General features: G+C 68.7%; 22 protein-coding genes. 14 read left to right on the forward strand and 8 right to left on the reverse strand.

Annotated features, from left to right (window positions below):
* Positions 1-5: 5 nt before the first annotated feature.
* The 12 genes from ruvB to ftsH all read left to right on the forward strand — a co-directional run bounded on the left by ruvB (position 6) and on the right by ftsH (position 11,035).
* Positions 6-1,028 (forward strand): Holliday junction branch migration DNA helicase RuvB, encoded by a 1,023-nt coding sequence (ruvB, locus tag QQK83_RS03540; protein WP_284261762.1) that lies wholly within the window; start codon positions 6-8, stop codon positions 1,026-1,028.
* 49 nt (positions 1,029-1,077) lie between these two features.
* A complete protein-coding gene (locus QQK83_RS03545; protein WP_284261764.1) occupies positions 1,078-1,731 on the forward strand; it encodes a hypothetical protein in 654 nt (217 codons plus the stop codon).
* Positions 1,728-2,138, forward strand: a complete 411-nt coding sequence (ybgC, locus tag QQK83_RS03550; protein ID WP_284261766.1) for a tol-pal system-associated acyl-CoA thioesterase — start codon at positions 1,728-1,730, stop codon at positions 2,136-2,138. The genes QQK83_RS03545 and ybgC overlap by 4 nt, the downstream gene beginning before the upstream one ends.
* 109 nt (positions 2,139-2,247) lie before the next feature.
* Positions 2,248-2,940 carry a protein TolQ gene (gene tolQ, locus QQK83_RS03555; protein WP_284261768.1) on the forward strand — a complete coding sequence of 231 codons (693 nt, stop codon included), beginning with the start codon at positions 2,248-2,250 and terminating at the stop codon, positions 2,938-2,940.
* Positions 2,940-3,413, forward strand: a complete 474-nt coding sequence (locus QQK83_RS03560) for an ExbD/TolR family protein (RefSeq protein ID WP_284261769.1) — start codon at positions 2,940-2,942, stop codon at positions 3,411-3,413. Before tolQ ends, QQK83_RS03560 begins: the two co-directional genes overlap by 1 nt.
* Before the next feature lie 13 nt (positions 3,414-3,426).
* On the forward strand, positions 3,427-4,533 hold the full coding sequence (locus QQK83_RS03565) for a cell envelope biogenesis protein TolA (protein ID WP_284261770.1): 1,107 nt from the start codon (positions 3,427-3,429) through the stop codon (positions 4,531-4,533).
* A gap of 26 nt (positions 4,534-4,559) precedes the next feature.
* Positions 4,560-4,931, forward strand: a complete 372-nt coding sequence (locus tag QQK83_RS03570) for a hypothetical protein (protein ID WP_284261771.1) — start codon at positions 4,560-4,562, stop codon at positions 4,929-4,931.
* Positions 4,932-4,995: 64 nt separating this feature from the next.
* Complete coding sequence (gene tolB, locus QQK83_RS03575; protein ID WP_284261772.1) at positions 4,996-6,336, forward strand: Tol-Pal system beta propeller repeat protein TolB; 1,341 nt, start codon at positions 4,996-4,998, stop codon at positions 6,334-6,336.
* Between the two features lie 73 nt (positions 6,337-6,409).
* A complete protein-coding gene (pal, locus tag QQK83_RS03580) occupies positions 6,410-6,916 on the forward strand; it encodes a peptidoglycan-associated lipoprotein Pal (protein WP_284261774.1) in 507 nt (168 codons plus the stop codon).
* Positions 6,917-6,920: 4 nt separating this feature from the next.
* Entirely contained in the window at positions 6,921-7,751 is an 831-nt protein-coding gene (gene ybgF, locus QQK83_RS03585) for a tol-pal system protein YbgF (RefSeq protein ID WP_284261775.1), read from the forward strand.
* Positions 7,752-7,755: 4 nt separating this feature from the next.
* Positions 7,756-9,024 carry a tRNA lysidine(34) synthetase TilS gene (gene tilS, locus QQK83_RS03590; protein ID WP_284261777.1) on the forward strand — a complete coding sequence of 423 codons (1,269 nt, stop codon included), beginning with the start codon at positions 7,756-7,758 and terminating at the stop codon, positions 9,022-9,024.
* Positions 9,025-9,112: 88 nt separating this feature from the next.
* Positions 9,113-11,035 (forward strand): ATP-dependent zinc metalloprotease FtsH, encoded by a 1,923-nt coding sequence (gene ftsH, locus QQK83_RS03595; RefSeq protein WP_284261779.1) that lies wholly within the window; start codon positions 9,113-9,115, stop codon positions 11,033-11,035.
* 75 nt (positions 11,036-11,110) lie between these two features.
* Here ftsH and QQK83_RS03600 read toward each other — a convergent pair whose 3' ends face one another.
* Both QQK83_RS03600 and QQK83_RS03605 read right to left on the reverse strand, forming a co-directional pair.
* A complete protein-coding gene (locus tag QQK83_RS03600) occupies positions 11,111-11,404 on the reverse strand; it encodes a sll1863 family stress response protein (protein WP_284261781.1) in 294 nt (97 codons plus the stop codon).
* A 126-nt stretch (positions 11,405-11,530) separates the two neighbouring features.
* On the reverse strand, positions 11,531-11,824 hold the full coding sequence (locus QQK83_RS03605; protein ID WP_284261782.1) for a sll1863 family stress response protein: 294 nt from the start codon (positions 11,822-11,824) through the stop codon (positions 11,531-11,533).
* A gap of 217 nt (positions 11,825-12,041) precedes the next feature.
* Here QQK83_RS03605 and QQK83_RS03610 point away from each other — a divergent pair, with 217 nt between their 5' ends.
* Together QQK83_RS03610 and folD are read left to right on the forward strand one after the other, a co-directional pair.
* A complete protein-coding gene (locus QQK83_RS03610) occupies positions 12,042-13,718 on the forward strand; it encodes a formate--tetrahydrofolate ligase (protein ID WP_284261783.1) in 1,677 nt (558 codons plus the stop codon).
* 142 nt (positions 13,719-13,860) lie between these two features.
* Complete coding sequence (folD, locus tag QQK83_RS03615; RefSeq protein WP_284261784.1) at positions 13,861-14,760, forward strand: bifunctional methylenetetrahydrofolate dehydrogenase/methenyltetrahydrofolate cyclohydrolase FolD; 900 nt, start codon at positions 13,861-13,863, stop codon at positions 14,758-14,760.
* A 24-nt stretch (positions 14,761-14,784) separates the two neighbouring features.
* Here folD and QQK83_RS03620 read toward each other — a convergent pair whose 3' ends face one another.
* The 6 genes from QQK83_RS03620 to QQK83_RS03645 form a co-directional block, all read right to left on the reverse strand.
* Entirely contained in the window at positions 14,785-15,213 is a 429-nt protein-coding gene (locus QQK83_RS03620) for a PaaI family thioesterase (protein WP_284261786.1), read from the reverse strand.
* Positions 15,214-15,288: 75 nt separating this feature from the next.
* On the reverse strand, positions 15,289-15,960 hold the full coding sequence (pdeM, locus tag QQK83_RS03625; RefSeq protein ID WP_284261788.1) for a ligase-associated DNA damage response endonuclease PdeM: 672 nt from the start codon (positions 15,958-15,960) through the stop codon (positions 15,289-15,291).
* Between the two features lie 76 nt (positions 15,961-16,036).
* Positions 16,037-18,460, reverse strand: coding sequence for a ligase-associated DNA damage response DEXH box helicase (locus tag QQK83_RS03630; protein WP_284261790.1), 2,424 nt, complete (start codon positions 18,458-18,460; stop codon positions 16,037-16,039).
* Positions 18,461-18,575: 115 nt separating this feature from the next.
* Positions 18,576-19,898, reverse strand: a complete 1,323-nt coding sequence (locus QQK83_RS03635) for an ATPase (RefSeq protein ID WP_284261792.1) — start codon at positions 19,896-19,898, stop codon at positions 18,576-18,578.
* 90 nt (positions 19,899-19,988) lie between these two features.
* Positions 19,989-20,516 carry a prepilin peptidase gene (locus QQK83_RS03640; protein WP_284261794.1) on the reverse strand — a complete coding sequence of 176 codons (528 nt, stop codon included), beginning with the start codon at positions 20,514-20,516 and terminating at the stop codon, positions 19,989-19,991.
* Positions 20,516-21,376, reverse strand: a complete 861-nt coding sequence (locus QQK83_RS03645; RefSeq protein WP_284261797.1) for a tetratricopeptide repeat protein — start codon at positions 21,374-21,376, stop codon at positions 20,516-20,518. Before QQK83_RS03645 ends, QQK83_RS03640 begins: the two co-directional genes overlap by 1 nt.
* Positions 21,377-21,409: the final 33 nt, after the last annotated feature.

A 21,409-nucleotide genomic window follows, 5' to 3' on the forward strand; every position in this document is an offset into this window, starting at 1 on the left:
CCCCGATGAGCGAACCCGACCCCACCCTGCGCCCCGCGCCGTTGCCCGAGGATGCCGACCGCGCAATGCGTCCGCAGACCCTGTCCGAGTTCATCGGCCAGGCCGAGGCGCGGGCGAACCTGTCGGTCTTCATCGAAAGCGCCCGCCGCCGGGGCGAGGCGATGGACCATGTCCTGTTCCACGGTCCCCCGGGCTTGGGCAAGACGACGCTGGCGCAGATCATGGCGCGCGAGCTGGGCGTGAATTTCCGCATGACGAGCGGCCCGGTGCTGGCCAAGGCCGGCGACCTTGCCGCGATCCTGACCAATCTCGAGGCGCGCGACGTTCTGTTCATCGACGAGATCCACCGTCTGAACCCCGCCGTCGAAGAGGTGCTTTACCCTGCGCTCGAGGATTTCGAGCTCGACCTCGTCATCGGCGAAGGCCCCGCCGCGCGCACCGTGCGGATCGAGTTGCAGCCTTTCACGCTGGTCGGGGCCACCACGCGGATGGGGCTGCTCACGACGCCGCTGCGCGACCGGTTCGGCATCCCCACGCGCCTGCAGTTCTACACCACCGAAGAGCTGACCCGCATCGTCGAGCGCGGCGCGCGGCTTTCCGGCGTGCCCTCGGACCCCGAGGGCGTTCACGAGATCGCCGCCCGCGCCCGCGGCACGCCGCGCATCGCGGGGCGGCTCTTGCGGCGGGTGATCGACTTTGCGCTGGTCGAGGGCGACGGGCGGCTGACGCGCGCCATCGCCGACAGCGCGCTGACGCGGCTGGGGGTGGATCACCTTGGCCTCGACGGGGCCGACCGGCGCTACCTCGGCCTCATGGCCGAGAATTACGGTGGCGGACCCGTGGGGGTGGAGACGCTCTCGGCGGCGCTGTCGGAAAGCCGGGATTCGATCGAGGAGGTGATCGAGCCCTACCTGCTGCAACAGGGCCTGATCGCGCGCACGCCGCGTGGCCGGATGCTGGCGCAGAAGGGGTGGACGCACCTCGGCCTGCCCGCGCCGAGCCTGCCGGGGCAGGGGGATTTGTTCTGAGGCGCGTCGGGATGGACCTTCGCCCGGTGCGGTCTTAGGGTCCGCGCCCATGACCGACACCACGCTTGCCCCACTCACCCCCGACGAGGTCGCCGCGCTCTTCACCCGTGCCGACGGGCAATACCTGTTCGCGCGCTGGGGGCGGCCCATCGTGCCCGTGGTCTTCGGGGTCGAAGATGCGACCGTCTCCGTCCTGAAGGGCGCGATCGAGGCTGTGGTGGCCCTTGCCGGTCACAAGATGGCCGAGACCGACCCCGAGTTGGGCGCGAACCTGATGGTGTTCTTCCTGCGCGACTGGTCCGAGCTGACGGCGACCCCCAACCTCGACCGGCTGCTCCCCGATCTGGCCCAGACGGTCGCCCGGCTGGAGGGTGCGGACGCCAACCAGTATCGCGCCTTTCGCTTCGACGAGACCGGCGCGATCAAGGCGGCTTTCGTCTTCGTTCGCATGGATGCCGCCATGTCCGCGGCCCCCGCCGAGACCATCGCGCTGTCCCAGGTCGTGCAGACGATCCTTCTGTGGTCCGACACCGCGTTCCTAGGCCAATCGCCCCTCGCCGTGCTGCGCGAGGGTGGCCCCGCGATCCTCAAGCCGCAGATCGGCGACCTGATCCGCGCGGCCTATGACCCGGTCATGCCGGCCCATGCGACCGACCCGTCCCATGCCCTGCGCCTTGCCGCCCGACTGCCGAGGCTCCAATGATCCACCTCTGGCCGATCCGCGTCTATTACGAGGACACCGACCTTGCGGGGATCGTCTATTACGCCAACTACCTGCGCTTCATCGAGCGCGCGCGCTCCGAGATGGTGCGCGAGGCGGGCGTCGATCAGACCGCGATGAAGGCCGCGGGCCTGGTCTTTGCCGTGCGCAGGGTCGAGGCCGATTACCTCAGCCCCGCGCGCTACGACGACCAGATCGAGGTGCGGACCCGCCTGACCGATGTGAAGGGCGCAAGCTTCGTCATGCCGCAAGAGGTCTGGCGCGACGACACGCTGCTGTTCCGGGCGACCGTCACTGTCGTGGTGCTGAATGCCGAGGGGCGCGCGGCGCGGCTTCCGGCGGATATTCGCGCAAAACTCGAGCCCTTCACGGCAGATGTCAGCCCCTGACAGAGAAGTGTTCGCAAACCCCCTGTAAACTGGTAATGTGCAGCCTTAATGAGGCGTGAAAACACGCCCGTGGAGCATTGAGGTCGGGCAAAGGAACCCTTTACCAGTCATGGAAACCGAAGCACTCGCTGCCGCGCAACAGGCGGATTACACCATCATTGCGCTTTTCTTCCGGGCCTCGCTGACGGTTCAGCTGGTCATGATCGCGCTGATCGTCGCCTCGGTCTGGGTCTGGGCCGTAACCTTCACCAAGCTCGGCATGTATCGCCGCGCGCGCGCCAACGCCGCGGCCTTCGATGCGGCCTTCTGGTCGGGCGAGCCGCTCGACGAGCTGTATGAGCAGGTCGCCGAAGCGCCGGGCAGCGCCTATGAGCGTGTCTTCGTCGCGGGCATGACGGAATGGCGCCGCAGCCTGCGTGACGATGGCGGGCTGATCCCCGGCGTGCAGCAGCGCGTCGACCGGTCGATGGACGTGGCCATCGCGCGCGAAAGCGAGCGTTGGACGCAGGGGCTGAACTTCCTTGCGACCACGGGGTCGGCCGCGCCCTTCGTGGGCCTGTTCGGCACGGTCTGGGGGATCATGCGGTCGTTCCAGGAAATCGCGGTCTCGGGCAACACCTCGCTCGCCGTGGTGGCCCCCGGCATCGCCGAGGCGCTGCTTGCCACCGGCCTCGGCCTGCTGGCCGCCATCCCGGCGGTGATCCTCTACAACAAACTCAGCGGAGACGCCGACCGGCTGGTGTCGGGCCTCGAGGGGTTCGCGGACGAGTTCTCGACGCTTCTGTCGCGGCAGCTCGACTGATGGGGGTCTCTGTCGCCACCAACAGCGGCTCGCGCCGCAGGGGCCGGGGACGGCGCGGGAACCTGCGCCCGATGTCCGAGATCAACGTGACGCCCTTCGTCGACGTGATCCTGTGCCTGTTGATCATCTTCATGGTCTCGGCACCCCTGATGACCGTGGGCGTCCCCATCGACCTGCCCGACACCTCGGCCGAGGCTTTGCCCTCGGAGGACGAAGAGCCGCTGACCGTCACGCTGACGCCCGAGGGCGAGGTGCTGATCCAGACCACGCCCGTGCCCGAGGGCGACCTGATCACCCGGCTTCAGGCGATTGCCGCCGAGCGGGACACGACGCGCATCTTCCTGCGCGCGGACGGGGGCATCCCCTACAATGACGTGATGCGGATCATGGGGGCGCTGAACGCGGGCGGGTTCCGCGAGATCGGTCTGGTGACCGACAGCGGCGGGCCGCGCCTCGACGGCAGTGGAGAGTGAGGGGGGCTGACGGATGCGCCGGTCCCTCTACGCGTCCACCGCCCTGCATGCCGTGGCCCTTGTCTGGGTCGCGTTCGGAGATGCCGTGCTGCGCGACAGCCCCGAGCCGGAGTTCGAGGTCACGGGCGTGACCCTCCTGTCGACGGCGGAATTCGAGGCGCTGACCACTGCGGTCGAGCCGACGCCCGTCGCCGTGCAGACCTCTCCGGCTCCCGCGCCGCGGCCTGCTCCCACGCCCGAACCGGACCCCGAGCCTGCGCCACCGCCCGAGCCCGAGCCCGAGCCTGCACCGCAGCCCGAGCCGATGCCGCCCGGCGAGGTGACCGACACCATCGCGCCGCCTGCGCCGCTCTCGGGGGCACCCGACCTGCCGCCCGACACGACGCCCACGCCGCGCGCCGCTGACCGTATCGCCCCGGTGCCGACCCCCGCCCCCGAGGAGGATGTCGCTGTCGCCCCCGAGGCGACCCCCGAAACCGCCGATCCCCAGCCTGCCGAAACCCCCGTCGAGCAGGAGGAGGTGGCCGCGCCCGAGGAAGCCACGACCGAGATCGTCACCGAGGCCGAAACGCCCTCGGGCGGGCCGCTCGGCCCCATCGCCTCGATCCGTCCGCCGACCCGGCCTGCGCGCCCCGAGCCGGTCGAAACCGCGGCCCCCGCGCCCCAGCCCGATCCCGCGCCCGCGCCGGAACCCGAACCGGAGCCTGCGCCCGAACCCGACCCTCTGGCCGCCGCCATCGCCAGCGCGGTCGCCGATGCCGTGACCGACCCCGCCCCGCCCGCGCAACCCTCCGGCCCGCCGCTGACCTCCGCCGCGCGCGAGGGGTTCCGCGTCGCCGTATCCGCGTGCTGGAACGTCGGGTCGCTCAGCAACGAGGCGCAGCGCACCACCGTCGTGGTGGGCTTCGACATGAGCCGCGAGGGGCGGCCCGTGGATGGCACGCTGCGCCTTGTGTCCTACGAAGGCGGCAGCCAATCCGCGGCGCAGCAGGCCTTCGAGGCCGCCCGCCGGGCGATCCTGCGTTGTGGTGCCAATGGCTACGGGCTGCCTGCCGAAAGCTACGACCATTGGCGGCAGGTGGAGTTGGTCTTCAACCCGGAAGGGATGCGCCTGAGATGATGCGTGCCTTAGCCCTTGCCGCTTTGATGGCCCTGTCGACACCGGCCCCGTCCGGGGCGACCGGCACCGTCGAGGTGACGCCGCAAGACCTGTTGCGCGCCCGCCTGACCGAGATGGTCGCGCCCTGCTGGGCGGTGGAGGGCCTGTCCCCCTCGGCCCGCGCCACGGTCGTCACGCTCGCCGTCGAGATGACGCCCGAGGGCCAGCCGCGCGCCGAGACGATCCGGCTGCTCCGCGCCCGCGGCGACCGCTACCCCGCCGATGTGGCGCAGGCCTTCGCGGCCGCGCGCCGGGCGGTCCTGCGCTGCGCCGGGGCGGGTTACGACCTGCCCGCCGATCTTCACCCCCATTGGCGCGAGGTGGAGATGACCTTCGACGCCAACGCGCATGTGATGTGATGTTACCGATCCGTCCCGCCATACCAAGGACCAGACGCCGCCCGTCGCGGCAGGAGGTGTTTCCATGCTGACCCGTCGTTCCCTGATCCGCTCGACTGCCGCGCTGACGCTGGCCTCGAGCTTGCCGCTGGTCCCCGCCCGTGCCCAGACCGGGCCGCTGCGCCTCGAGATCACCGAGGGCGTGATCGAGCCCTTGCCCTTTGCGGTCCCGCGCTTCATCGCGCGCAATGGCGGGGCCGCGGATGCGGCCGCCGACATCACCCGCGTGATCGCCGCCGACCTGCGGGGCACCGGCCTGTTCCGGCAGATCCCCGAAAGCGCGCATATCTCCAGCGTGACCGCCTTCGACGCGCCGGTGCAATACAACGACTGGCAGGCAATCAACGCGCAGGCCCTGATCGTGGGCGAGGTCGAGGAAAGCGGCGGCCGCCTGATCGTGCGCTTCCGCCTGTTCGACGTGTTCAGCCAGCAGCCGCTGGGCGAGGGGCTGCAATTCGTCGGCCCGCGCGAGGGCTGGCGGCGCATGGCGCATAACGTCGCCGACCAGGTCTACGAGCGGATCACGGGCGAGGGCGGCTATTTCGACACCCGTGTCGTCTTCATCCACGAGGAGGGGCCGAAGAACGCCCGGCTCAAGCGGCTGGCGATCATGGATTACGACGGGGCCAACGTTCAGTTCCTGACCGATTCCCGCTCGCTCGTGCTCGCGCCGCGGTTCAGTCCGACCGGTGACCGCATCATCTACACCAGCTACGAAAGCGGCCAGCCGCGTGTCTACCTGATGGACGTGGCCACCGTCACGCGCCGCCCGCTCGAGGCGATCTCGGCGGGCGACATGAGCTTTTCGCCGCGCTTCACGCCGGATGGCGGCAGTGTCGTCTTCTCGATGGCGCAGGGCGGCAACACCGACATCTTCCGCGTCAGCGTGGGGGGCGGGGCACGCACGCAGCTGACCAGCGCGCCGTCGATCGAGACCGCGCCCTCCTTCTCGCCCGACGGCAGCCAGATGGTCTTCGAGAGCGACCGCACCGGCGGGCAGCAGATCTACGTCATGCCCGCAGGCGGCGGCGAGCCGCAGCGCATCAGCCGCGGCACCGGGCGCTACGGCACCCCGGTCTGGAGCCCGCGGGGCGATTACATCGCCTTCACCAAGCAGGAGGCCGGGCGCTTCCACATCGGCGTGATGCGCACCAACGGCAGCGAGGAGCGGCTCTTGACCGCGTCCTTCCTCGACGAGGGGCCGACCTGGGCGCCGAACGGGCGCGTGCTGATGTTCACCCGCGAGACGGCGGGCGCCGATGGCGCGCCGGCGGTCTACTCGGTCGATATCTCGGGGCGCAACCTGCAGCGGGTGGCGACGCCCGGCATGGCCTCCGACCCGTCTTGGTCGCCGCGCCTGACCTGAGCCTTTCACCCCGCATGGACGGCTGCGGCGCGCCCATGCTAGATTGATTTGAACACCAAGGACCCGATCCCCCATGACCCTTCGTTTCCGTGCTTCCGCGCTCATCCTCACTGCCGCCCTGGCGCTTTCGGCCTGTGCCCAGGGGGGGCTTCGTGGCGATGACACCGTCAACCTCAACGCGCAGGGCGGGCTGGGCGCGGCCTCGGACCCGACCAGCGTGGCCTATTTCAACCAGGTGGTCGGCGACCGCGTGCTCTTCGCCGTCGACCAGTCGACGCTGGACGCACAGGCGCAGGCGACGCTCGACGGGCAGGCGCAGTGGCTCCTGAGCAATGCCGAATACAGGGTCCAGATCGAAGGCCATGCCGACGAGCAGGGCACGCGCGAATACAACATCGCGCTGGGGGCCCGCCGGGCGGCTGCCGTGCGCGACTACCTCGTGTCGCGCGGTGTGCCCGCGAACCGGTTGACCACGATCAGCTACGGCAAGGAGCGCCCGATCGAGATCTGTTCCGAGGAAAGCTGCTACCGCCAGAACCGCCGCGCGGTGACGGTCCTGTCCTTCGGCACCGGGGTCTGACGCGATGCGCCGCGCTCTCGTCCTGGCCCTCTGCCTCGGCCTTGCAGCGCCTGCGGCGGTCGCGCAGGATCGGGCGCAGACGCTGGCCGACATCCGGCAGGAGCTGTCGGTGCTCTTCGTCGAGCTGCAGCGTCTGCGGGGTGAGCTGAACACCTCCGGCGGTGCAATGGGCTCGGGCGGGGGCGGCACCGTCCTGAGCCGTGTCGACGCGATCGAGGCCGAGTTGCGCCGCCTCACGGCCCAGACCGAACAGTTGCAGATCCGCATCGACCGGGTCGTGACCGATGGCACGAACCGGGTGGGCGACCTGGAGTTCCGCCTGTGCGAGCTCGAGGCCGATTGCGACATCGGCGACCTGGGCGAAACGCCGAACCTTGGCGGGGTCGAGGTGCGGCAGGGTGCGGGCATCGTCGCGCCGGTCGCGCCGAACGCAGGCGGCGGTGCGAACCTCGCCGTGGCCGAGCAGAGCGATTTCGACCGCGCCCGCGCGGCCTACGAAGGGGGCGATTACGCGCAGGCGGCGCAGCTTTTCGAAAGCTTCACGCTGACCTATCCCGGTGGCCCCCTCTCGGCCGAGGCGCATTTCCTGCGCGGCCAGTCCGAGGCGCAGCAGGGCCAGTGGAGCCGCGCCGCACGCGCCTATCTCGACGCCTTCACCGCCGACACGCAGGGCGGCCGCGCGGCGGCATCGCTTCTCAATCTCGGCACGTCGCTGGGTGAGCTGGGCCAGACCGACGAGGCGTGCGTGACGCTGGGCGAGGTCGGTCTGCGCTATCCCGGCGATCCCGCCGTGGCCGAGGCCGAGGCTGCGCGCCTGCGTCTCGGGTGCTTCTGATCCGGTGAACGAGGACAGCCTCGAGGCGCGCTTCGCCGCGCGGATGGGCGCGCTTCTCGGCCCCGATTTCCCCCCGGCGCTCGGGCTTGCCGTCTCGGGTGGCGGCGACAGCATGGCGATGTTGGCGCTGGCCCATGGCTGGGCGCGGGTGATGGGCGTTGGGCTGCACGTCGTGACGGTCGATCACGGGCTTCGCCCCGAGGCGGCCACCGAGGCCGCGATGGTGGCCGCGGAATGCCGCGCGCTTGGCCACGCGCATGACACTCTGCGCTGGCAATGGGACGGAACCGGCAACCTGCAGGACGGGGCGCGCCGGGCGCGGCGGGCGCTGATCGGCGATTGGCGCGGCGAGCTGCGCCACGTTCTCTTCGCGCATACGCAGGATGACCAGGCCGAGACGGTGCTGATGCGCCTTCTGCGCGGCTCGGGGGTGGAGGGGCTGGCCGCGATGGCGGCCCGGCGCCACGTTCCCGACGACCGCGGCGGCTGGTGGCTGGTCCGGCCCCTGCTGGACGAAAACCGGGCCGAACTGCGCCATTACGCCGATACGCTGCGGCTGCCCTGTGTCGATGATCCGTCGAACGAGGATGCGCGCTTCGACCGGGTGCGGATGCGTCAGGCGATGGCGGCGCTCGGGCTGGACCGTGCGGCGCTGGCGCAGACCGCCGGGCGCATGGCCCGCGCCGCCGAGGCTCTGGAGGCCCGCGCGGCAGAGGTCTCGGCCCGCATCGTCACGCGGGAGGTCGTGAACGGCACGCCGACCGGCGATCTGCTGGTCGACCGCGACGGGCTGGCCATGGTGGAGCGCGACACGCAGATGCGGCTGCTGGCCGCGGCGCTGCAACGCGTGGCCAGCGCCCCCTACCGCCCGCGCGCGCAGGCGCTCGAGGCGCTGCTTGACCGTGCGCTCGGCGGGGCGGGGGGGACGCTGCATGGCGTCGATCTGACCGTCAAGGCGGGGCATATCCGGCTGGCGCGCGAATTTGCCGCCCTTGCTGGGCAGGAGGCCGAAGCGCGGCCCGGCCTGCTGTGGGACGGGCGCTGGCGTCTGGGCGACGCGGTGGGCGAGGGGCTGACGCTGCGCGCGCTCGGGCCCGAGGGATGGGCGCAACGCCCTGAAAACAAGGCGTTCGGCGTGCCCGTCCGCGCGGCCTGGTCCTGGCCCGCCCTGTTCGAAGGTGACCGGCTTGTCGCCTGCGCCCCGCTGGGTGTCGGCCCCGCGGCGGCGATCCGGCTCGAGCAGGCGGGCCGCCCCATTCTGCCGCATCCCTGAATACGCATTGAAGTCCGGGGCCGCATGTCTATCTTTCAAGGCAACCGGGGGCGGTGACATTCCCGCCCCGAGTGTAAGGAGAACTCCCTTGGGAAACGCGAGAAACGTCGCATTCTGGGTCATCCTGTTCCTGTTGATCCTGGCGCTCTTCAACCTGTTCTCGGGTGGGCAGAGCCAGATGGCGCAGCGCGGCGTGGCCTATTCCGATTTCATCAGCCAGGTCGAAGGCGGGCAGGTCCTGTCCGCGACGCTCGATGGCGAGAACGTGCAGTTCACGACCGGCGAAGGCACCTTCGGCACCGTCGCGCCGGGTGACGCCAACACCACCGAGACGCTGTTGCAGAACGGTGTGCGGATCGAGGCGACCCCGCAGGAACAGTCGGGCTTCCTGTCGGTGCTGTCGCTCTGGCTGCCGGTGCTGGTGCTGATCGGCATCTGGATCTTCTTCATGAACCGGATGCAGGGCGGCGGGCGCGGCGGCGCGATGGGCTTCGGCAAGTCCAAGGCGAAGCTTCTCACCGAGAAGCACGGCCGCGTGACCTTCGACGATGTCGCGGGCATCGACGAGGCCAAGGAAGAGCTGGAAGAGATCGTCGAGTTCCTGCGCAACCCGCAGAAGTTCAGCCGCCTCGGCGGCAAGATCCCCAAGGGCGCGCTGCTGGTCGGCCCGCCCGGCACCGGTAAAACGCTGCTTGCGCGCGCCATCGCGGGCGAGGCGGGCGTGCCCTTCTTCACCATCTCGGGCTCCGACTTCGTCGAGATGTTCGTCGGCGTGGGGGCATCGCGTGTCCGCGACATGTTCGAGCAGGCGAAGAAGAACGCGCCCTGCATCGTCTTCATCGACGAGATCGACGCCGTGGGCCGGTCGCGTGGCGTGGGCTACGGCGGCGGCAACGACGAGCGCGAGCAGACGCTGAATCAGCTTCTTGTCGAGATGGACGGGTTCGAGGCGAACGAGGGGATCATCATCATCGCCGCCACCAACCGCCCCGACGTGCTGGACCCCGCGCTGCTGCGTCCCGGCCGCTTCGACCGGCAGGTGCAGGTGCCCAACCCAGACATCAAGGGCCGCGAGCGCATCCTGGGCGTTCACGCGCGCAAGGTGCCGTTGGGGCCGAACGTCGATCTGCGCATCATCGCGCGCGGCACGCCGGGCTTTTCGGGCGCGGATCTTGCCAATCTCGTGAACGAGGCGGCCCTGATGGCTGCCCGCGTCAACCGGCGCTTCGTCACGATGGAGGATTTCGAGAACGCCAAGGACAAGGTCATGATGGGGGCCGAGCGCCGCTCGATGGTCATGTCCGAGGACGAGAAGAAGCTGACCGCCTATCACGAGGCCGGTCACGCCATCGTCGGCCTGAACGTCCCCGACCACGACCCGATCCACAAGGCCACGATCATCCCGCGCGGCCGGGCGCTTGGGCTTGTGCTGTCGCTGCCCGAACGCGACCAGCTGTCGGTGAGCTACCGCAAGTATACCTCCAAGATCGCCATGGCGATGGGCGGGCGCGTGGCCGAAGAGCTGGTGTTCGGCAAGGAGATGGTCACCTCGGGCGCGGCCTCGGACATTCAGCAGGTGTCCAAGATCGCGCGGGCCATGGTCACGCAGTTCGGCTATGCCGAAGAGCTGGGCTATGTCGATTACGCCAACGAGCAGCAAAGCTACCTTGGCTCGTACGGCGGGGGCACCAACCACTCGGCGGCCACGCAGAAGATCATCGACGACAAGGTGAAGGCGCTGGTGGACGAAGGCTACGAGACCGCCAAGCGCATCCTGACCGAAAAGCGCGAGGACCTCGAGCGCCTGGCGCAGGGGCTTCTGGAATACGAAACGCTGACCGGCCCCGAGATCCGCAAGGTGATCAACGGCGAGCCACTGAACCGTGGCGACGACGACGACACCAGCTCGGCCTCGGGCGGAACGCCCTCGGTCACGGCGATCCCCAAGCTCAAGCCCAAGTCCAAGCCCTCTGGCGACGAGGGCGGGATGGAGCCCGAACCCTCCGCCTGAGCGGAACGCGGCAGACATGGAAACGCCCCGGCCAGATGGCCGGGGCGTTTTTCGTTGGGCGGGGCAAGGGCTGCATCAGCTGCCCGCGTAGCGGTCGCGCGCCTTCTGCATCCCGTTTTCCAGCGCGTGCCACGCCTTTTCGAACCCGTCGATCATGTCCTGCCAGGCGGCCCCGCTGGCGCGGCCGATCTCCTGCAGGCGGCCTTCGGCCTCGTCGCGGCGCTCTTTCAGCTCATCGAGCTGGCGCTCGAGCTCGGCCTCGCCCTTGCCCTGGGCCTCCTTGAGGTCAGCGCGCATCTTGCGGATCTCCGCGTTCCACTTGTCGAGCTGGGCCTTCGCCCGTTCGACATACACGTCTTGCGTCGTCATGGTGTCCTCCTTGTTTCCGCGTTGGACATGCCTTCGACGTAAGGGCGCGGTGGCGACGCAAAAAGGGGTCGGCCCGGCGATGCCCGCCAACCCCCTGATCAAGCACTTACATTTGCCGGTGGGTTTTCAGCCGCCCATCATCTTCTTGCGGGCGGCCTCCATGGTTTTCTCCATCTCCTTCCAGGCGCTCTCCATGGATTTCTGCACCTCTTTCGCGGCCTCCATGTTCGCGCGGCCCATGTCTTCCATCTGGGCCTCGATCTTCTTGCGCTGGGCGTTCATGTCGTCCCATTGCTTCATCATCTGGTGCTGGCCTTGGGCCCCGGCTTCCATCATCTTGTCCTGCATCTTCTTCATCTCGGCCGTCCACTGGTCCATCTGGGCCTTGGCCTGCGCCATGAAATCGGTCTTTTCCGCCATCTGTCCGGTCTCCGCTCGGGGGTTTGCCGCACGAGACTATCATGGATCGCGCCGATAATCGCCCCCGGCGCGCAGTTGCGCCCGCGTGTTTCGCATCGGAAACGGTTCTTGACGGGTGCGCTTGCGAATGTGTCGGAAACGATCCTCGCAAACCGCGCTGCGCCCGTTATAGGCGAGTCCGACGACATGCCCGACAGGGAAAGGGAGCCCGCCCGAGATGGCCTTCAAGACCGACATCGAAATCGCCCGCGAGGCGCAGAAGAAACCGATCCAGGAGATCGGTGCGAAACTCGACATTCCGACCGAGGCGCTGCTGCCCTACGGCCATGACAAGGCCAAGGTGGGGCAGGACTTCATCAACTCGCTCGAGGGGCGTGCGAACGGCAAGCTGATCCTCGTGACCGCGATCAACCCCACGCCCGCGGGCGAGGGCAAGACGACGACCACCGTGGGCCTTGGCGACGGCCTGAACCGCATCGGCAAGAAGGCCGCGATCTGCATCCGCGAGGCGAGCCTTGGCCCGAACTTCGGGATGAAGGGCGGGGCCGCGGGTGGCGGCTACGCGCAGGTCGTGCCGATGGAGGACATGAACCTTCATTTCACCGGCGATTTCCACGCGATCACGGCGGCGCACAACCTGCTGTCGGCGATGATCGACAACCACATCTACTGGGGCAACGAGCTGGAGATCGACGAGCGCCGCGTCACCTGGCGCCGCGTGCTCGACATGAACGACCGCGCGCTGCGCGATGTCGTGACCTCGCTGGGTGGCGTCGCCAACGGTTTCCCGCGGCAGACAGGCTTCGACATCACGGTCGCCTCCGAGGTCATGGCGATCCTTTGTCTCGCTTCCGACCTGGCCGATCTCGAGCAGCGTCTGGGCGACATGATCGTGGCCTATCGCCGTGACAAGACGCCGATCTACTGCCGCGACATCAAGGCGGACGGGGCGATGACCGTCCTCCTGAAGGACGCGATGCAGCCGAACCTTGTGCAGACGCTGGAGAACAACCCCGCTTTCGTCCATGGCGGGCCCTTCGCCAATATCGCCCATGGCTGCAACTCGGTCATCGCCACGAAGACCGCGCTGAAGCTGGCCGATTACGTCGTGACCGAGGCGGGCTTCGGCGCGGACCTGGGTGCCGAGAAGTTCATGAACATCAAGTGCCGCAAGGCGGGTCTTGCGCCCGACGCGGTGGTGATCGTGGCGACCGTGCGCGCGATGAAGATGAACGGCGGTGTCGCCAAGGCCGACCTCGGAGCCGAGAACGTGGACGCGGTCAATAAGGGCTGCGCGAACCTCGGCCGTCACGTCCAGAACGTGAAGAAATTCGGCGTGCCGGTCGTGGTCGGCATCAACCATTTCGCGGGCGACACCGAAGCCGAGATCGCGGCCGTCCAGGCCTATGTCGCAAGCCTCGGAACCGAGGCGATCCTGTGCAAGCACTGGGCCGAGGGTGGCGCGGGCATCGAGCCGCTGGCGCACAAGGTCGTCGAGATGGCCGAGAGCGGCACCGCGAATTTCGCGCCGCTCTACGAGGATGGCATGAGCCTGTTCGGCAAGATCGAGACCATCGCCAAGTCGATCTATCACGCCTCGGAGGTGATCGCGGACAAGAAGGTGCGCGACCAGCTGAAGGAATGGGAAGCGCAGGGCTATGGCACCCTGCCGGTCTGCATGGCCAAGACGCAGTATTCCTTCTCGACAGACCCGAACCTGCGCGGTGCGCCCGAGGGGCACACGCTGCCGATCCGGGAGGTGCGGCTCTCGGCGGGGGCGGGGTTCGTCGTGGTGATCTGCGGCGAGATCATGACCATGCCGGGCCTGCCGCGGGTGCCGGCCTCGGAGACGATCCGGTTGAACGAGGCGGGCCTGATCGAAGGCCTGTTCTGAGGACGGGGGCGCGTCGTCGGGGGCATCGAGCCCCCGCCGACGCGGTCGCCGCGCTGCGGCTCCGGGCGCCCGGCCTTGCGGGGTTGTGCCCCGGTGGCAGGCGTCGGATATGCGTATTTTTGGAAAGATGAAGGGCTGGGGCATGGCTGCAACGATCATCGACGGAAAGGCCTTTGCCGCGAAGGTGCGGGGGCAGGTGGCCGAGAAGGTGGCCGCGCTGAAGGCGGACCACGGGATCGTGCCGGGGCTCGCGGTGGTGCTGGTGGGGGAAGACCCCGCGAGCCAGGTCTACGTGCGCAACAAGGGCAAGCAGACCGTCGAGGTCGGCATGGCAAGCTTCGAGCACAAGCTCGACGCGGCGACGCCCGAGGCGGAGATCCTTGCGCTGGTCGCGCGGCTCAATGCCGATCCGGCGGTGCATGGCATCCTTGTGCAGCTGCCGCTGCCCGATCATTGCGACGCGGCCAAGGTGATCAACACGATCGACCCGGCCAAGGACGTGGACGGGTTCCATATCTCGAACGTGGGGCTTCTGGGCACGGGGCAGAAGGCGCTGGTGCCCTGCACCCCCTTGGGCTGCCTGATGATGCTGCGCGACCATCACGGGAGCCTCTCGGGGCTCGAGGCCGTCGTCGTGGGGCGGTCGAACATCGTCGGCAAGCCGATGGCGCAACTGCTTCTGGGCGACAGCTGCACAGTGACGATCGCGCATTCGCGCACCAAGGACCTGGGCGAGGTCTGTCGCCGGGCCGATATCCTTGTTGCCGCGGTGGGCCGGCCCGAGATGATCCGGGGCGACTGGGTCAAGCCCGGCGCGACGGTGATCGACGTGGGCATCAACCGGGTGCCGCATCCCGAGGATCCGGCCAGGACGCGGCTGGTGGGCGATTGCCACTACGACAGCTGCGCCGAGGTGGCGGGTGCCATCACGCCGGTGCCGGGTGGCGTGGGGCCGATGACCATCGCCTGCCTGTTGGCCAATACGCTGACGGCCTGTTGCCGGGCCAACGGGTTGCCCGAGCCCGAGGGGCTGACCGCCTGAGCCGGCGGGCGGCGGGCGGCGCGATCAGGCCGGGATCATCGTGCCCTGCAAGAGCGCGGTTTCGCGTCGGCTGCCCTCGGCATCCTCGGCCCACAGGGTCGCCCGGACCACGCTGAGGCGGCGTCCGGGCTTCATCACCTCGCCCAAGGCGATGAGCCGGACACCGGCTGCGGGGGCGATGAGGTTGACCTTCATCTCCACCGTCAACACCTCGCTGCCCGGTGGCATCAGCGACAGGGCGGCATAGCCCGCCGCGCTGTCGCCGAGCGCGAAGCTGGCCCCGGCATGGGCGAAGCCATGCTGTTGCGAGACGGCAGGCCCGATGGGCAGGCTCAGCGTCACGCGCCCCGGCGCGATGGCGTCGATCCGCGCGCCGAGCGTGCTCATCAGCCCCTGCCGGTCGAAACTGCCGCGGATCGCCTGTTCGATGCCCTGGTCGAGCGATGTGTTCATGGAAGCGTCCCCCGTTTCCCGTCCCGGCGCGCAGGCTAGTCCGGATGCAGAGGCTGGGCCAGCCTACGGGCTGCTCTAGCCCGGCTGGCGCGGCATCGGCAAGCGGACCGGTCGGGGGCCGAGCAGGATCGCCTCGGCCCGCGCGCCCATGAGCGATGCCAGTTCGGGCCGGGCGCAGTCGAGCCCGCCGGTATAGGCCCCGTAAGCGGGCAGGATCAGCCGCGCCTCGTCCAGCAGGAAGCAGCGCCGCGAGAGGGACCGCCCGCGCAGCGGGACGCGCGCCTTTGGGTGGTAGTGGCCCGACACTTCGCCCGCCGCGCCTGGCTCGGCGATGTGGCGGAAGGTCAGCGGACCAAGCGCGTAGTCGGCAAGATGCGTGCCCCCCAGGTCGACCGGGCCGGGGTCGTGGTTGCCGAGGATCCAGACCCAGCGCCGCCCGGCCATCAGCCCGAGCAGCCGCTCCCTGAGCGGTGTGGCCATGTCCCGGCTTGCGGCGAGATCGTCGAAACTGTCGCCGAGGCAGATCACCTCGCGCGGCTCGGTCGCCGCGAGATCCGCGGCGAGGCGGTCGAGCGTTTCCTGCGTCTCATAGGGCGGCAGCATCGGCCCGCCCCTCCGCGCCATGCGGTCGGATTTGCCCAGGTGCAGGTCGGAGACGCAGAGAAGCGCCCGCTCGGGCCACCAGAGCGCGCCGGAGGGCAGGGCGTGGAGCGATGCACCGCGGAAATCGAAGGGCAAGGAGTTCATGATTTGTTCATAGTCCGGCGTCAGTGTCGGGGGCAAGCCGGTTTGCAGCCATCATGATGGAGGTGTCCATGAAAGGTCAGATGTGATCGGCGGGCAGACCCGCGGCGGTCATCAGCCGCGCGGCCTCGTCCTCGAGCATGCGCTGGTCGGCGGCACCCGCGATCGGCACCCGCCCCGGTTCAAGGAACAGGGGCGCGGCCAGTGGGCTGACGCGCGCAAGACGCGCGTGGTCGATGCGGTCGCCGATGCGCGTGAGCATCTCTTCGATGCGGCCGAAATCGACAAGGCCGCGCATCGCCTCGGCCCGCGTGATCCGGAGCATGACATGGTCGGGGTCGTATTTGCGGAGCGTGTCATACAGGATGTCGGTCGAGAAGGTCGCCTGCCGCCCGGTCTTGCGTTTGCCGCCGGGCTGGTTGCGGTCGATCAGCCCCGCGATGATCGCGCTGCCCTTGAAGGTGCGCTTCATCACCGCGTTGTCGGCCAGCCAGGCCTCCATCGTCTCGACCAGGTTCTCGCGCGAGAAGAGCGGCCTGGGGTCGTCCAGCGGGTCGAGCCCCCAGATCAGCGTGGCGTAATCGGTGGCGACGAAGCCCATCGGGTTCAGTCCCATCCCCTCCATCCGTTGCGTGATCAGAAGGCCGAGGGTCTGCTGCGCGTTGCGGCCCGCGAAACCATAGGCCACCACATGCTCGCGCCCGTCATGGGGGAAGCTTTCCACCAGCAGCCGGTCGCGTTCGGGCAGGCGGCTGACGCGGCGTTGAAGCTGCAGCCACTCGCGGGTGTGGCCGGGCAGATCGGGCCAATCCTCGGCGCGGAACATCGACAGGATACGGTCCGACAGCTGGGTGGAGGTGGCGAATTTCGTGCCCATGAAGGTGGCGATCTTGGGCTTGAGGGTGGGGGTGCGGCTGACCTCGACCACCATCTCGCGCATGCCCTCGAAGCGCACGATCTGTCCCCCGATGAGGAAGGTGTCGCCCTTGCGGAGCATCGAGGCGAAATATTCCTCGACCTCCCCCAGGGGCGCGCCGCCGCGGGTCTTCTGGTAACGGACCTGCATCTTGTCGGCATCCACGATCGTGCCGATGTTCATGCGGATGCGCGTGGTCGCGCGCGGGTCGCGCAGCTGCCATTGCCCGTCCGGGCGCTGCACCAGCCTTTGCCACTGGTCATAGGCGCGCAGCGCATAGCCACCGGTGGCCGCGAAATCGAGGCAGCGGTCGAAGCTGTCCCGCGGCAGGTCGGCATAGGCGCCCGCGGTGCGGATTTCTGCAAACAGCTCGTCGGCATGGAACGGCCCGGCGGCGGCCCGGATCAGGATGTGCTGGCACAGCACGTCGAGCGGGCCGGTGTGGTCGGTGTCACCGTCAAGCTGCCGGGCGCGCACGGCCTCCAGCGCGGCGGTGCATTCGATCACCTCGAAGCGGTTGGCGGGCACGATCAGCGCCTTTGACGGCGCGTTGTAGCGGTGGTTGGCGCGGCCGATCCGCTGCACGAGCCGCTTCACGTTCTTCGGCGCGCCGACTTGGATCACGAGATCCACGTCGCCCCAGTCGATCCCCAGATCGAGCGAGCCGGTGCAGACGATGGCCTTGAGCCGCCCGTCGACCATCGCCTGTTCGACCTTCTCCCGCTGTTCGCGGGCCAGTGCGCCGTGGTGGATGCCGATGGGAAGCTGGTCTTCGTTGGCAAGCCAGAGGTGGTGAAAGAACAGCTCGGCCTGCGCGCGGGTGTTGTGGAAGATCAGCGTCGTGCGATGCTTGCGGACCTGCTCCAGCACGGCGGGGATGGCATATTTGCCGCCGCCGCCGGACCAGGGGGGCGGCGCGTCCGTCGTCAGCATGGCGATGTCGGGATCCGGGCCGGGATCGGCCTGCAGGATCTCGCAGGGGTCAGGATGGCGGGCGAGGATGCCGGCGATGGCGGCGGGGTCCTCGACGGTGGCCGACAGGCCCACACGGCGCAGGCCGGGGGCGAGCGTGGAGAGGCGCGAGAGCGCCAGCATCAGCTGGTCGCCGCGCTTGGACTCGGCGAGCGCGTGGATCTCGTCCACGATGATCCGCTTGAGGCCTGCAAAGGTGCGGCCTGCGTCCTCGTAGGAGATCAGGAGCGCGAGGCTTTCCGGCGTCGTCAGCAGGATATGCGGCGGGTCCGCGCGCTGGCGGCGCTTGGTATGCGAAGAGGTGTCGCCGGTGCGGTCCTCGATGCGGATGGGCAGGCCCATCTCCTCGACCGGGCCGGTCAGGTTGCGCTTGATGTCGGCGGCCAGCGCCTTGAGCGGCGAGACATAGAGCGTATGCAGCCCCTTGTGGGTGCCGTCGGCCAGCTCGGCCAGCGTCGGCAGGAAGCCTGCCATGGTCTTGCCGCCGCCCGTGGGCGCGATCAGGAGTTGGCAGGGCGCGTCGGCGCGCTCCAGCATGGCGTGCTGATGCGGGTGGATGGACCATCCACGGGCGGTGAACCAGCCGGTGATCCGGGGGGGAAGGGTGCGCGTCATGCGCCCATAGATAACCGGCCCCGGCCGGTTGGCCATGGGGGGCGTTTTGCTTGCGCAAAACGGCACGGAAAACTGCAGTTTTCCGCAACCGCGAAACTGCAGTTTCGCGCGCCCCTCAGTGGACGATCTTTTCGTCCTTGACGAAAAGGTTCTCCCACGCCCGGTCGATGAACTCGGGGCGCATCTGGTAGGGGATGCCCTCGAACTCGCAGATCGCCTTGATCTGGTCGCACAGGAAGACCGGGTGATAATTGGCGTAGTTGTGCCCGATCGTCGGGTATTTCGTCTTGAGCAGGTGGATCAGCGACGCCTCGTCCAGCGGCACGCCCTTTTTCCGGGCGACCAGCGCGAAGATCTTCAGGAACTGCTGCTGGTTCGGGCCGTCGATCTTCACCTTGAAGAAGATCCGGCGCAACGCGGCCTGGTCGAAGATCTCGTTGGGGTGGTAATTGGTCGAGAAGACCACCAGCGTGTCGAAGGGCACTTCGAACTTCTCGCCCGATTGCAGCGCAAGGATGTCGTAGCCCATCTCCATCGGCACGATCCAGCGGTTGATCAGCGCCTGCGGCGGCTCTTCCTGGCGGCCGAGGTCGTCGACGATGAAGACGCCGCCGGTCGACTTCAGCTGCAGCGAGGCCTGGTAGGTGCGGCTGACCGCGTTGTAGTTGAGGTCGAGCATCGACAGCGTCAACTCGCCCCCCGTCATCACCGTTGGACGGGTGCAGAGGATGTAGCGCGTGTCGAACCGGGCCGAGGCCTTGCGCAGCGGGCTGGCCGCGCCGGCGGCCTCGTCGGGTTTGACGGGCGTGTGGACGATGGGGTCGAAGAGCGTGATGACCTGCCCCGCGTAGCACAGCGCGTGGGGCACGTAGATGTTGTCGCCCATCGCTGCGCGGATGCCCTCGGCGATCGAGGATTTGCCGTTGCCCGGCGGGCCATACATCAGCACCGACCGCCCCGAGCCGACAGCCGGTCCCAGCTGGTCGATCAGCCCGTCGGGCAGGATCAGGTGGCCCATCGAGGCCTCGAGCATGGGGCGGGTCAGCTTGATGTCGCGGATCGACTGGCGCTTGACCTGTGCCTTGTAGTCTTCGAGGGGAACGGGCATCGGCCCGTAGTATTCGGACTGCGACAGGGCATCCAGGGCACGCGCCTTGCCGCCGTCGGTCAGCTGGAAGCCCATCTCGGAGGACGAGGTTGCGTGCAGCGTGCCGGTGGCCTGCATCAGGCCCAGCTCACGCAGGCTGTCGATCAATTCCTGGGTCAGGGGAATGGGCAGGGCGATGGCCTGCGCGATGTCCGATGTCTTCTCGACGTTCTTGCGGAAGACCGTCTTGAGAAGAATGTCGCGCATCATCACCGGCGTCAGGCCGGTGTCCGACAGCTTGCGCAGCGGCGGCGGTGCGGAGAGTTCGGATTGCGGAACCTGCATGTTCATCGGGCGACCCCATCTTGCTCGGACGGGGTCGTGATGACGGGCGAATGCGGCCGTATCTGGGCGGGTCGTGGGCCGGGACGCGGCCCTCGGTCAGAGGCCCGCCGCGACCCCGAGCGCCAGGTAGATCGCCAGCGCCCCCGCCAGCGCCACGCCCATCGGGAACAGTTTGCCCTGGTCCCAGGACGCCCAGTCGGCCGTCGCGCGGCGCAGCGCGGGGATGCGTCCCGCGGTGCGGTGGGTCAGCCACGAGCCGATCAGCACCAGAGCGAAGAGCAGGAGGAAGAACATCCCGTCCCCCGGTGCCACGAAGGGCGCCATGGCGGCTGCAAATTTCGCGTCGCCCGCGCCGACCATGCCGAGCGAGGTGATCACGAAGCCGATCACCAGCACGATGCCGAGCGCGGCAAGCCGCCAGAGATAGGTTTCGAAGCTCCAGGCCCCGAGCCCGAGCACAAGCACCAGCCCCACGACAAGGAAGACCCCCGTCAAGGCCAGCACGGCCGTGTTGGGGATGCGCATCTCGCGCAGGTCGCTGAACGCGACCCAGATGCAGATCGGCAGGACGAGAGGCAGGAACCAGAGCGCCTCGATACTGGTCAGGGACAGGGAGAGGAACATCAGCCGCGGATCTCCGTCTCGAGCGCGTTGAGGGCGCGCACGGCGGCCTCGAAATGTTGCGGGTGGGTGTCGATCGCCTCGGCCAGAAGGCCGCGGCCCAGGTCGGTCTGCCCCTGCCGGATCGCAGACAGGGCCGCGGTGTGCAGCAGCTGCGCCCGCTCGGCCTCGGTCATGCGCACGAGCGGCAACTGGTAATTGCCCTGCGCGGCGCGGGCCAGCACAAGGTTGTTCTTGGCGGTGAACAGGTCGGGGTCATAGCGCACGGCTTCGAGAAACAGCTGCTCGGCGCCGTCGAAGTCACCGCGGCTCAGGCGGGAATAACCCCAGTTGTTCAGCACGTTGGCAGGCCGCGTCGTGAGGCCGACGGCGGTTTCGTAGAAATGATCGGCGCGATCCCATTCCTGGTTGCTGTCGGCGACCATCGCCTCGAGGCGGTAGCGTTCGTAGGTCTCGAAGGTGGGCGGCACGCGGTCGAGCTGGGCCTCGGCCTCGTCCCAGTCGCCGGTGCGGATCAGCGCGCCCGCGTAATCTATGCGGTCCTGTTCGATCGTTTCGGCGCTGTCCACGATGTCGCGCCAGAGCGGCACGGCTTCGTCCGAGCGACCGGCGCGCACAAGGCTCGCGGCAAGGCCGCGGCGCAGGTCGATGCGGTCGGGTTGCTCGCGCAGGGAACGCTGGAAATAGGCGACGGCCTCGTCCGGGGCGGCGGCGGTCAGCATGATGTCGCTGAGGTTGGTCTCGTCGATCACGTTGATCGGGTCGAGGGCCCGCCCGACATCGGGTGACCTCACGGCGTCACACCCTGCCGTCACGGCCAATGAAAGACAGACCACCGAAAGGGTCCGGGGGCTGAGAGTCATGTGAGACCTCTTACTGCTCGATGTCGCGGTCCC

Source organism: Roseicyclus amphidinii, from assembly GCF_030163755.1.
GTDB classification, from domain to species: Bacteria; Pseudomonadota; Alphaproteobacteria; order Rhodobacterales; family Rhodobacteraceae; genus Roseicyclus; species Roseicyclus amphidinii.